Source organism: Pseudomonas sp. HP_08, from assembly GCF_055284095.1.
In genome coordinates this window covers 127,065-138,699 of the sequence record NZ_JBTOQC010000005.1, presented here as the reverse complement: position 1 = coordinate 138,699, position 11,635 = coordinate 127,065, and the positions used below count along the sequence as shown (strand labels likewise).

8 protein-coding genes are annotated in these 11,635 nt (G+C 56.8%); 5 read left to right on the top strand and 3 right to left on the bottom strand.

What is annotated here, in order from left to right; genetic code table 11:
* Positions 1 to 44 precede the first annotated feature (44 nt).
* Positions 45 to 2,267, top strand: a complete 2,223-nt coding sequence (locus tag ACYAS9_RS06630; RefSeq protein ID WP_463567529.1) for an AAA family ATPase — start codon at positions 45 to 47, stop codon at positions 2,265 to 2,267.
* The gene (locus ACYAS9_RS06625) at positions 2,254 to 3,210 is read left to right on the top strand and encodes an HNH endonuclease family protein (RefSeq protein WP_463567528.1); all 957 of its coding nucleotides are present in this window, start codon (positions 2,254 to 2,256) and stop codon (positions 3,208 to 3,210) included. The genes ACYAS9_RS06630 and ACYAS9_RS06625 overlap by 14 nt, the downstream gene beginning before the upstream one ends.
* Positions 3,211 to 3,792: 582 nt before the next feature.
* Here ACYAS9_RS06625 and ACYAS9_RS06620 read toward each other — a convergent pair.
* Positions 3,793 to 4,011, bottom strand: coding sequence for a hypothetical protein (locus tag ACYAS9_RS06620; RefSeq protein ID WP_463567527.1), 219 nt, complete (start codon positions 4,009 to 4,011; stop codon positions 3,793 to 3,795).
* A 174-nt stretch (positions 4,012 to 4,185) separates the two neighbouring features.
* On the opposite strand from ACYAS9_RS06620, the gene ACYAS9_RS06615 reads away from it, so the two are divergent.
* Complete coding sequence (locus ACYAS9_RS06615) at positions 4,186 to 5,037, top strand: DUF4087 domain-containing protein (RefSeq protein ID WP_463567526.1); 852 nt, start codon at positions 4,186 to 4,188, stop codon at positions 5,035 to 5,037.
* A gap of 47 nt (positions 5,038 to 5,084) precedes the next feature.
* On the opposite strand, the gene ACYAS9_RS06610 is transcribed toward ACYAS9_RS06615, so the two are convergent.
* The gene (locus tag ACYAS9_RS06610; protein WP_463567525.1) at positions 5,085 to 7,595 is read right to left on the bottom strand and encodes a TonB-dependent receptor plug domain-containing protein; all 2,511 of its coding nucleotides are present in this window, start codon (positions 7,593 to 7,595) and stop codon (positions 5,085 to 5,087) included.
* A 228-nt stretch (positions 7,596 to 7,823) separates the two neighbouring features.
* On the opposite strand from ACYAS9_RS06610, the gene ACYAS9_RS06605 reads away from it, so the two are divergent.
* Complete coding sequence (locus tag ACYAS9_RS06605) at positions 7,824 to 8,153, top strand: hypothetical protein (RefSeq protein WP_463567524.1); 330 nt, start codon at positions 7,824 to 7,826, stop codon at positions 8,151 to 8,153.
* Between the two features lie 210 nt (positions 8,154 to 8,363).
* On the top strand, positions 8,364 to 10,757 hold the full coding sequence (locus ACYAS9_RS06600) for a TonB-dependent siderophore receptor (RefSeq protein WP_463567523.1): 2,394 nt from the start codon (positions 8,364 to 8,366) through the stop codon (positions 10,755 to 10,757).
* 13 nt (positions 10,758 to 10,770) lie between these two features.
* Here ACYAS9_RS06600 and ACYAS9_RS06595 read toward each other — a convergent pair whose 3' ends face one another.
* The gene (locus ACYAS9_RS06595) at positions 10,771 to 11,466 is read right to left on the bottom strand and encodes a DUF6933 domain-containing protein (RefSeq protein ID WP_463567522.1); all 696 of its coding nucleotides are present in this window, start codon (positions 11,464 to 11,466) and stop codon (positions 10,771 to 10,773) included.
* Between the last annotated feature and the right edge of the window lie 169 nt (positions 11,467 to 11,635).

Sequence of the window (11,635 nt, the reverse complement as noted above, 5' to 3'; positions counted from 1 at the left end):
AAGCTCGAACGAAAGGCCGCCTAGATTAGCTGGAGAAGGGTTCCTTGTTAAAAATTAATAGATCAAGTGTTAGCTATCCTGAATGGCTTCGCAGCCCTCAAGCAGCAAATGCTCAAAGTTTTTTGGCAAAGTTCTATAGCTCCGATCCGGAGTATCGAGCGACTAGACGTGCACCGTTTGAGGAACTTCCTAGGCCTCAAGTGAAAGAGGCACTTGAAAAGCTTTTCCGTGGAAAGTGTGCTTACTGCGAGTCGGACATCCGCGGCTCGGGAAGTGAAATAGATCACTTTAGGCCGAAAGCTGCGGCAAGTAATTTAAAGGGCGACAAGCAAAATGCAGATCACTATGGCTGGTTTCTTTATGAGTGGAACAACCATTTTCTTTCATGCCTCTCCTGTAATCGGGCTAAGCGAAATCTTTTCCCTGTAGATGGCCCTCGCGCTCCCGTTCTTTCGTCTTGGATCGAGGCTTGTCGGAGTGAAACGGCACTGCTGCTAGACCCTTGCTTGGATACGCCGGAACGTCATCTTCGTTTTGACCTGAAAGGGGTAGCCTTCGGCAGGACTAAGCGGGGAAAAGCGACTATCGATGTTCTGAACCTGAACCGAGAAAATCTCGTCGCAGCAAGAAGAGAAAAATTTGAGCACTGCGCGGAACTTTTGGAGGTATTGCGGCAGGATGGAAGTTACATAGCAGATACTCTGATGAAAGAGCTTGATGACGCCTCGGTTTACTCGGGAGCGGCACGGATTTTCTTGTATCAAAACTACAGTAAATATATGCGAGCAGAAGGGCGTCGATCACCAGCCTTTAATAGTTTCTTAGCTCAGGAACTGTGGCGAGACACGCGGTTGTTTGGAGAAACTAGAGTTGTAGATGCTCTGGAAGAAAGGGGCATTTCAGCTACAGAAATAGTGCAGGTTATACACGACAGAGAGGAGCCTGTACTGCCCTCTTTAAAGACGGCGGGCGCATTCAAAGATATTCGCGGATCTAGTGCTATCTCAATGATCTGCAGAGTGGAAATCTCGGACTTTAAAGATATTCAGAGACTGGATCTCACGCTTCAGATTTCTGAGGGCGAAAAAGGTCAAGGATGCGCAATGCTAATCGGAGAAAACTCCGTAGGAAAAAGCAGCGTGCTGCAGGCAATCGCACTATGTCTTATGGGTAAAGAACTCAGAGATATGCTGAAGATCAACGCTGAAGACTTCATAGCACGGGAAATAGAAGGCTGGAAGCACACGCGAACGAAAGATGCGGTCGTCAAAGTCGAGTTCACCTCAGGCGATATTGTGAAGCTAGTAATCCCTTGCGCCGGTCCTTGGTTCGATGGCAGTGACGAACCGTCAGGTGTGGTTCTAGGTTATGGTGCAAGGCGTTACTTCGATGATAAAAGAAAGCAGTCGGCAACTCATTTTGGTCTGCGTACTCTGTTCGAGCCCTCCGCCACAATTTCCCACCCTGAGCGGTGGCTGCAAAGGCAGGATGAGAAAACCTTCAACTCAGTCGCGAGAGCTATGAGGGATATACTGTTGCTTCAGCCTGATGACGAAATTCATCGGGACGAAGAGGGACGTATATATGTGACCGCTCATCAACGCATGACTCCAATTGATCGGCTGAGTGATGGGTATAAGTCGTTGTTCGCCATGGCCGTCGATATAATGCGTGAGATGGTGAGCGTTTGGGGAAATCTTGAGTTCGCTCGAGGCGTAGTTCTTATTGATGAAGTTGAGACACATCTTCATCCTCGATGGAAGATGCAGGTGATCAATGCATTACGCAGTGCAATGCCGCAAGTTCAGTTTATAGCGACCACTCATGATCCCCTATGTCTTCGAGGTATGCGTGATGGCGAAGTAAAGGTATTGTTTCGCGATGAAGACAAGGTGATTCAGACTCTTGAGGGGTTGCCCAAGCTGTCGTCGCTACGCGCCGAGCAATTGCTTACTTCGGACTATTTCGGACTTGTCAGCACATCGGATCCTGTCGTTGAGGCGGAGTTAGAGGAATATGCTTTGCTTTCGTCTGGAGCAACTCTAACGCCTGACAGGCAGGCACGATTGGACGAACTATCAATATCTACAGCAACCCTTACGGTTATCGGCGATACGCCTGGACAGCAGATTGTTTCCGAAGCTTATCGAGAATATTTAATCGAGCGCGGAACCGTGGATGCAGCAAAACGTAGTGAATTGCGTCGCGATGCGGTGGAAGACGTACTTAGGGCTCTTCGTGCAAGGAAGACCAATGCGCAAGGTTGACAGAACGACCGTAACAGCCCCTACTTCATTGACATCGGCTAGAGGTGCAGGAGCTAATGAGCGTCCGCTAGCATTAACCTACTTTAGTGCTCCGCCTTTAGCTAACGGCGAAAAGCCGAGAAAAAAGTTTAAGTTCACTGCATACAAGAACGACGATGTTGTGGATGCATTAAAGGAGCTTTTTCATGAAAAGTGCGCCTATTGTGAATCAGAATTTATTGCCACCGGCCCAGCTGATATTGAACACTACCGTCCTAAAGGGGGAGTCCAGGAAGATCCGACCCATGTTGGCTACTGGTGGTTAGCGAGCGAGTGGACCAACCTTCTATATAGTTGCATTGACTGTAACCGAAGACGACGTCATAAACTCTTTGTACCAGGCATGGCACTGAAAGCAATCAATGCCATAAAAAACAAGTCAATTGGCAAGAAAAACTCATTCGCTATCAATAAGGTTCGAGCAGTTAAGCTCGGTGACTGCCTTAATGCTGAGGATGCTCTGCTAATAGACCCTACTCGACGTGATCCAACTCAGCACTTGCAATGGCTCTTTGACTTTTCTGTCACTCCAGATCAATGCCCTGCCCTAGTTTTACCGACCAACAATAACAATACAGCGGATGTGTACGGCGCTGAGACCATCGTGGCCCTCGCCCTAAACCGACAGGGACTGGTGCAGCAGCGAACAAAGCACTTGCTAAACCTCAGGGTAATGCTTCGATATATTCAGGATGATATTGAAGCAGCGATGTCAGAGACAGGCGCAGACAGGTCTCGCAGCATTCAGAGAGCGATAGGAAAATTGAGTGATTTAGAAGGCAAGAGTGCTGCGACTGAATGCTATTCAGAGATGACCAAGGCTTGGTTCGAAGAGGCTGCGCGTTGGCTGGAGGATCACTACCAGCAGCGTCTAGAGGAAATCCTTGTTGAGGAGCAGCCCTAGATTAAATTGTTCGTCTCACCAGTTTGAATCCCAGCTGGTGTCATAGACACGTCTGAATGACTTACGTGCAGGTCGACAACGTGCTGATACCTTATAAATCCCAGATTCTATTCCACAGAAAGCCATAGCTAGCTGATTTATTTATAGTTACCGGTTGGGGTACGGCAAATTTTCCAGCGAATTCCAGACCCGCAAAAAACCTAGCCCCGCCGACCACTACCGTTCGTCTAGTGCCGCACCATACGGAACACCAGAAAACGCCCACCGAAAGGTAGGCCTTTTTTGTTTGTGCTGGTTTTGATCTACCGCCAGAACATCCGTGGCTTCATACCTTGTCGAAAGCATCCACTACACCAAGCTACCTTGGTTTCAAGCGTGACTCCGAAGGCAAATAGCGAAAACTCGATCCGCAAACCCGAATCACTCACAGCCCCAGAAACGATCAGACAACGCGCTGTCGCTTAACCAACCGCAAGCAGAAAAGTGCAAGGCTGATGCAGCCGCTTCACAACGGCCTACGCGCCTAGCACTGAGCCAAGCGCTTAGAGTGAGGCGGCGCACTTGCGGCTCCGCCATGAAGCTTCAGCCTTTGTTGGCGTTGAGCTTACGCAGCTCTTCGTAAGTCGCCGACTGAACGAACCAGAAGCCGGAAACGATGCACCAAACCAGGGTGCCAACCACGAAGATCCCCAAGGCTGGCAGGAAGCCGCTGGTGAACAGGGCAATGAAAGCGAACAGCCAGATTACGGCCAGGGAAACGTAGAGAACGATGTTGTTGACGCTGATGACGAAGTCTTTCACGGGCGTATTCCTTGCGAGATGTCAAAAGTTACCCTTCCGGGGCGCGCGAACAATATCACATTGCCTCTACTGATTAGAGGGCAAGCTGATCGGATCAGCGTTTTTTAACACTCAACACTTACTATGATGAACCCGCCCTCCAGCACCCTCCGCCCCCTGAAACAAGGACGTCCCATGCTGCGATTCTCCTTGCTGGCACTGACTCTCACGCTCAGCACCACCCTCCTCCCCGCCCAAGCCGCCGACAAAACTGAGCGGCGCTGCGGCTGGTTCGAAAACCCTACCCCGGCAAACGCCACCCTCACCGACCGTGACGGCACGTGGGAAATCGCTTCGCAGGGTGGCTATCAGGCCGAGGGCGACTGGCCGCAGTTCAATGACAAGCAGTGGGTGCGCACCAACGGGCATTACGGTTATGGCTGTGGCTGCACGACGGCCAGCGTCGATGTCGAGAATCACCGGCTGAACAACCTCACCAAGGCCACCGCCCGCCCGCTGGCTGCCTGTCGCACGGATGCCACGCTGCGCGAGCCGGAGAACCCGCTGGCTGCAGCGCCGCCTTCGGTCAAGGCCATGAAAACCTGGCAGGCCGAAGGCTTCAGTTTCCGCTACCCGCAGGGCTGGAAGGTCACCAGGGAGCAGCAGTGCCTGAAACTCGATGAGCCCGGCAAAACCCGCAACGAGGAATACACCGTCAGCCTGTGCGTGCAGCACGGTACGCTGGAGCAGGCCGCCGACAGCATGATCTTTTCACTGGAAGACGGCGTCTGGATGCGCAGCGCGGGCATGGACTCGCCCAGCCCTGTGGACATCATTCAAGGTGCTGGCTGGAAAGGCATGCAGACGACGCAGACCTGCGGCGTCGGCGATGCCCAGACAGGCTTTCATGCCGCCGGCGGCACTTGCCTGATGGCCATCGTCTACACCGACAAGACGCAGTTGCTGTTTGACACCGTGGGGTACTACCAGCACTTCGATACGGTCGACGCAATCATTCGCTCGGTGCGGTTTGACGCCGGGCAGTAGTGCCTTTGCAGGTCAATCCGGCACGGCACTACGCCCCCGCTTGCGCATCAGAAGTCATACGCCAGCTTCGTATACCAATACCCGCCACCCGGATGAAACGGCGGGCTGCCGTAGTTATATTTATAAGCCGCCTGAGTAATCCCGTTGTTATCCGGCCGCACATTAAAGATATTCGTGCCGCCGACACTCACCGTCAGGCTGTCGAACAACAGATACGACAGATCCAGATCGGTGATCCATTTCGCCTCAAACGAGCGATCCTGCGCCGCATTCTGCTGCCAGGTTTCTACCTTGCCATAGCGGGTGGTCTGCAAGTTGGCGGCGAAATCCCCAAGGCTCCAGTTCGCACCCAGTACCCATTTGGTCCGCGGCGTCGCCGCCACGACCAGGCCTTCAGACGCATGCCCTGCGACCTCGATACCGGCGCTCTGTAGAAACGACGGGCTGCCGCGTTTATCGCGCACGGTGGTCTTGTTGTAGTTGAAGGCGGCGCTCCAGCGCACCTCGCCCCAGGCGCCGAATTCGCTGCGGTGATCGGCGACCAGATCGATGCCTCGGGTACGCGTATCGAAGGCGTTGGTGTAATAGCTGACCCAGGTATTACGCGCCACGCCGGCGGACTGGAGAATGTCGCCGATGGCACCGGTGCCGCCGCCGGGCGCGGCGATGTTGTCGCTGAGCACAATGCGGTCGTCGATATCGATCAGGTAGGCATCCGCCGTGAGGCTGGTGCGCGGGGCTGGCTGCCAGGTCACGCCGAGGCCGAGGTTGCGCGATTTTTCCGGCTTCAGATCGGATGCCCCCAACGCCTGGGCCAGCGCGCTGTCGGGTGCTGCGGTGTAGCGCAGCGCCGGTACTGCGTTGCCGTTGGCATCGGCTGCGGTGCGGTTATCGGAAACGGTGTAGCCCAGTTGAGTCAGCGAGGGCGCGCGGAAGCCTGAGCCGACCGTGCCACGTATCGCCACCTGGTCAGTCAGTTCGTAGCGCGAATTGAGCTTGAAGCTGAAGGTGTTTTCCTGGATGTCGTCGTAGTGCTCCAGTCGGCCGGCAAGGCCCACGTACCAGCGATCGCTGAGGTCGAAGCCGAAATCCAGATAGCCCGCCAGGTTATTGCGTTTGACATAGGCTTCGTCCTCCGGCCGGATGGCCACGACGGCCTGGGCGCCCACCGAGGGTTGCGCGCCGTTGGCCAGGTTCAGCTGGCTGCCGGTCGGAAAGGTATAAGGTCCGACGCTCCACGCACGAGGGTCGCTGCCGGCAAACGTACGGAAGCGTTCCCAGCGATGTTCCAGGCCCACGGATACCTGGGTGGGCAACGACAGGCCGAATAGCCCATCGAAGCCGCGGGTGACATCCAGATTGTTGACCCACTGCTCGAACTGCAGAGTGGCCAGGTCATCCCATGAGGTCGGCGATGCCGCGCCATAAGTGGGGTTGATGGTCAGGTCGCTGGAATGCTCGATCTTGTTGCGCCCGTAGGTGCTCGACAGGTCCCAGTCCCAGCCCGCCACGCTGCCTTTGCCACCCAGCAAAAACTGGTAATCCGTGTCCTTGAGGTTGTTCAGCGGGTAGTAGCCGTCAGGGAACAGCGCAGGGATCGAAGCCGCGCCTCTGGCGGTGCGCAGCTGGTTCAGCGCCTCGGTCTTGCGCTCGCCATAGGTCGCATAGGAATAGAGCTTGAGGTCGTCGGACACCGGCAGTTCGGCGTTGTACGCCAGGTTGAACGCTTTGAGATCGGGGTCGCCATTCTTGGTGGTCACGCGATCCCAGGCCGCCTGACGATCAGGCTCGAAATAAGCCTGTACGGTTTCAGGCGACTTGCCGACCCAGGTGGCCGTGCCGCGCTTGCGGGCGTCGGCGGAGAGGTGCAGAAAACCACCGTCATTGCCCAGGGCAAAGCCGTGGTCGGCGGCGGTTTTAATGGTTTCACCCTCGCCCGAGAACAACTGCCCATAACTGGTTTCGACATGGCCGCCATGGGTATCGCTTTTGAGGATGATGTTGATCACCCCCGCGACGGCGTCCGAACCGTACTGGGCCGCGGCGCTGTCCTTGAGCACTTCGATGCGCGAGACGGCGCTGATCGGAATAAGGTCGATATCGACGGCGTTGGCACCGCTATTGTCGATGCTGCCATTGGCCGGTGCGGCGCCGTTGTGGCGGCGTTTTCCGTTGACCAGAACCAGGGTGTAGGCCGGGCCCAGCCCGCGATTGCTCAGTGGACGAATCTGGGAGTTGACGCCGGCAATGTTGGTGCCGAAGTTGAAGGACGGCAACAGCTTGGAAATGGCCTCGGAGAGCTCCGCGCGTCCGGTCTTGAGCAGTTGCTCGCTGTTGATGATATCGATCGGCGTCGGGCTGTCGGCCACGGTGCGTTGCTGCCCGCGAATGCCGGTGGAAATCACGTTGACCGTTTCCAGGCGCGTTTCATTGGTTTGCGCCTGCGCGTCGGGTGTCAGCAGGCAGGCCAGTGAAAGGACCGAAAAGGCCAAACCGCTGCGCACCGGTGCACTGCCTGGAGAGTCCTGCTTTATTACGGTCGATACTCGTTTGCCCATCGCATGATTCTCTATACGGGAGGTTGGGTATGGAGAGCGATAGGGCGGTGGTAGGGTCGCTCGACGTGTTGCGGGATCTGTCTGGGAGGTGCCCAGTTGATGGCGGCATGGGGCTGCCGGGTTCAGACCGTATTCTTATAGCTTGTCGCTGTAAAAGTCTTTTTTGGTCTAAGCTAATTATCAGTTTTTCTGATTTAACATTTTTTTGTTATGCGAATATGGAATTTTATGGACGCCTCGACCACGCAAACCATCAAGCTCGCCATCGTCTCCGCCACCGGCCTTTCCAAGGATGCCTTGCACATCTATGTCGGCATGGCGGTCTACCTGACCCTGATTGTCCTCGTCCGGCGCTTCAGACCCTGGATCGCCTTGCTGGCCGTCCTGCTCATTGCCTGCGCAGGCGAGTGGGTCGACCGCCGCGACGACATCGCCAGCCTCGGCTACTGGCGCTGGCAGGCCAGCGTTCACGACATTCTCAATACGTTGTTCTGGCCGACGGCAATCACGCTGCTCTGGGCGTTGAAGTGCCGCAAAAAGCCTGGAGTGCGCCTGTAACGCATTTATGCGGCACGGCATCGAAACTGAGGTCAATCGTCCCCGCCGGTCTTCCCCCTTGCGGTTAAAAAACAGAGTTTTTCATCTTCTGCCTTGCCGATTTCGATTCTCGTCCGTCAATGACACAAGCCGCGATCACAGCGACTTTCTGCCATCCCACAACGCGAGGATCATCCAGTGCCCCAGCTTCCCCTCCATGCTCCGACATCCATGACGGCACGCGCGGTTCGCCTGGCCCTGTTGGGGCTGACCCTGTCGAGCCTGAGTGGCCTGGCGCTGATGCCCGCTCAGGCACTGGCGCAAAGCCAGACGCTTTACCAGATCGACGCCGGCCCACTGGGCAGTGCCCTGACCCGGTTTGCGCTGCAGACCGGAATCACCCTGTCGTTCGACACCGAACAGACCCGTCGCCTGACCACTCAGGGACTCAAAGGCGCGTATGGCACCGACGAGGGATTGCTGCGCTTGCTTGAAGGCAGCGGTTTGCAGGCGCAACGCCAGGGCAACGGCGGGTATGTGCTGGTCGCGATCAGCCCTGACGCGCCGCTGGAGCTGGGCGCCACCGATGTCATCGCCAACCAGCTGGGCACCGTCACTGAAGGCAGCGGTTCCTACACGCCGGGCACCATCGCCACGGCTACGCGCCTGGTGCTGACCCCACGGGAAACGCCGCAGTCGATCTCGGTGGTGACCCGCCAGGTCATGGATGATTTCGGCCTCACGGCCATCGATGATGTGATGCGCCACACGCCGGGTATCACCGTTTCGACCTACGACACCGAGCGCACCAACTACTATTCGCGCGGCTTTTCTATCGTGAATTTTCAATACGATGGTATTCCGACGCTGCGCGATGCTCAGTATTCCGCCGGGCAGACGCTGACCGACATGGCGCTGTACGACCGCGTTGAGGTGCTCAAGGGCGCCACCGGCCTGCTCACCGGTGCGGGCGGCCCGGGCGGCACCATCAACCTGATTCGCAAAAAGCCCACCGCCGGATTTCAGGGCAATATCGAAGCCGGCGCCGGCTCCTGGGATAACTACCGCACGCAAGTCGATGTCAGCGGCCCGTTGACCGACAGCGGCAATGTGCGTGGCCGGGCCGTGGCGGCCTATCAGGATAAGAAATCGTTCCTGGATCACTACTCACGCAAAACCAGCGTCTACTACGGCATCCTTGAGGCCGACCTGACGCCGGACACGTTGTTGACCATCGGTGCCGATTATCAGGACAGCAATCCGAAGGGCTCAAGCTGGACCGGCACGCGGACCATTTTCGATGCCGTGGGCAATCAGCTGGACCTGCCCCGCTCGTTCAACAATGGCCCGAAATGGGGCGCGTGGGAGCAATACACGCGCACGGTGTTTGCGACCCTGGAGCACAACTTCGCCAACGGCTGGGTCGCCAAGGGGCAATACAACCATCAGATCAACGGCTACAACGCGCCGCTGGGTTATATCTCGCAGGACAGCGCGACAGACAGCTCGATCTTCGCCCGCAAATACACCGGCGAAACCACCAGCGACAGCGTGGATGTGTACGCTTCGGGGCCTTTCGAACTGTTCGGCCGCGAGCATCAGTTGGTGATTGGCCAGTCATTGTCCATTTCCGAATGGAAGGGCAAGGACTATGGCAGCGCGACTTACTTCGACAACGCCTACGACTTCTACCAATGGCACGGCCAGGCCATCAAGCCGCTGTGGAACCAGCCGACCAAAATCAACGACGAAACCACTCGCCAGACCGGCAGCTACATTACCGGCCGTTTCAGCCTGACCGACGACCTGTCGCTGCTGCTGGGCACCCGGCTTGCCAACTACCAGGTCTCCGGCACCAGTGACTCCAGAGAAAGCGGCAAGGTCGTGCCCTACGCCGGTCTCGTGTATGACCTCAGCGATAACGTCTCTGCCTACGCCAGCTACACCGAGATCTTCCAGCCGCAAACCCAATACCGCGACCGCACGCGCAAAATGCTTGATCCCAATGAAGGGCGTAACTACGAGTTCGGTCTCAAGGGCGAGTTTCTCGGTGGCCGCCTGAATTCAAGCCTGGCCTGGTTCGAGGTACACGAAGAAAACCGTCCGATTGCCGACACCGTCTACAACTCCCAGCCAGGCGTCGACTACTCCTACGTGGGGACAAAAACCAGAACGCGTGGTTTTGAGGCGGAAGTCTCCGGCGAACTCAGCCCTGGCTGGCAGTTGCAAGCGGGCTACACCCACAAAGTGGCGCGCAACGACGACGGCGACAAGGTCGCGACCTGGGAGCCGCAAGACCATCTCAGTTTCTATACCCGTTACAAGCTAAAGGGCAGCCTCGACAAGCTCACCGTCGGTGGCGGCGCGCGCTGGCAGAGTGCGGGCTGGCAGACGGTTTACAACTGGGGCTACGACAATCGCGCAGGCCGCTATGAGAAGTTCACCCAGGATCCGTACTGGCTGGTGGACCTGATGGCGCGTTACCAGATCACCGACAACCTGTCGGCGACCGTCAACGTCAACAACCTGTTCGACAAAGCCTACTACACCAACATCGGTTTTTATGACTCGGCCTACTACGGCGACCCGCGCAACGTGATGGTGACCACGCGCTGGGACTTCTGATCACATCAGCTGATTACGCCTGGCTGTCCGGCTGATCGCGCTTCAGCAGTTTGAAGCGCAACTGCGCCTCTTGCGACGAGGCGCGGTCCAGGTGCCCGACGCGCTCCCACCAGTACGAAAGCATCGCTTCGTCCGGGCAGAAATAACCGATTTCCTTGGGCCCGATCTTGCGCAGCGTGTTGTTGGCCTGTGCATCAAACCCCGCCGCCTCATGGGTATTGGCGGGCAAGGTGCGCGCCTCTTCAAGCAGCAGGTCAAAGTGAAACAGCACCTGGTTGATGTGCGCCTGCACGCTGCGATCACTGCGGGCGAAGATCTGAAACTGGTCATGCGACTGTATGAAGCCCTCGGCCACTTCGGCTTGTTCGGCCTCGCGGATCAGCCCGAGCATGATGCCCAGCTTCATCATCTGGTTGAGCCAGCGCTCGATGAATTGCAGGAGAAAGCCGCCCAGGTCGCCGCGCTTGATGTCGGTAAAGACCATGGCATAGCGCGTGGTCATGTGCATGGCCAGCAGCACCGGCTTGCGCTTGCGGGTGACGCAATGCACTTGCCATTGATCGAGCGACAAAGGGCGAGCATCTGCATCGTTGAAGACGTCGGACTGCCATTGCTTGGAGGGCGCAGGCTGCACAGGCGTGACGGTCGAACCCTTGACCTTGCGGGTGAAAAAATCACAGGCAGCCTGTGTGCAGTTGAATACGAGCATAGCGTCCTGGCGCTCCACGGTGTAAGTGACCGGCTCAGGATGCCTGAAAACGCCAGATACGGGTAGAAGGCAGCGCCTTGTTGATGGCACAACGCTGCCACAGCGCAAAAACAGAACCTGTGGAAGGCAGCCCTGCTGGCGATTGCTGCGGTACAGGCGCCAGATTCAT

Bases quoted from the DNA above. Each gene is read 5' to 3' on its own strand.
- ACYAS9_RS06625 (WP_463567528.1), top strand. From the start codon at position 2,254: ATGCGCAAGGTTGACAGAACGACCGTAACAGCCCCTACTTCATTGACA.
- ACYAS9_RS06615 (WP_463567526.1), top strand. From the start codon at position 4,186: ATGCTGCGATTCTCCTTGCTGGCACTGACTCTCACGCTCAGCACCACC.
- ACYAS9_RS06595 (WP_463567522.1), bottom strand. From the start codon at position 11,466: ATGCTCGTATTCAACTGCACACAGGCTGCCTGTGATTTTTTCACCCGC.
- ACYAS9_RS06605 (WP_463567524.1), top strand. From the start codon at position 7,824: ATGGACGCCTCGACCACGCAAACCATCAAGCTCGCCATCGTCTCCGCC.
- ACYAS9_RS06600 (WP_463567523.1), top strand. From the start codon at position 8,364: ATGACGGCACGCGCGGTTCGCCTGGCCCTGTTGGGGCTGACCCTGTCG.
- ACYAS9_RS06610 (WP_463567525.1), bottom strand. From the start codon at position 7,595: ATGGGCAAACGAGTATCGACCGTAATAAAGCAGGACTCTCCAGGCAGT.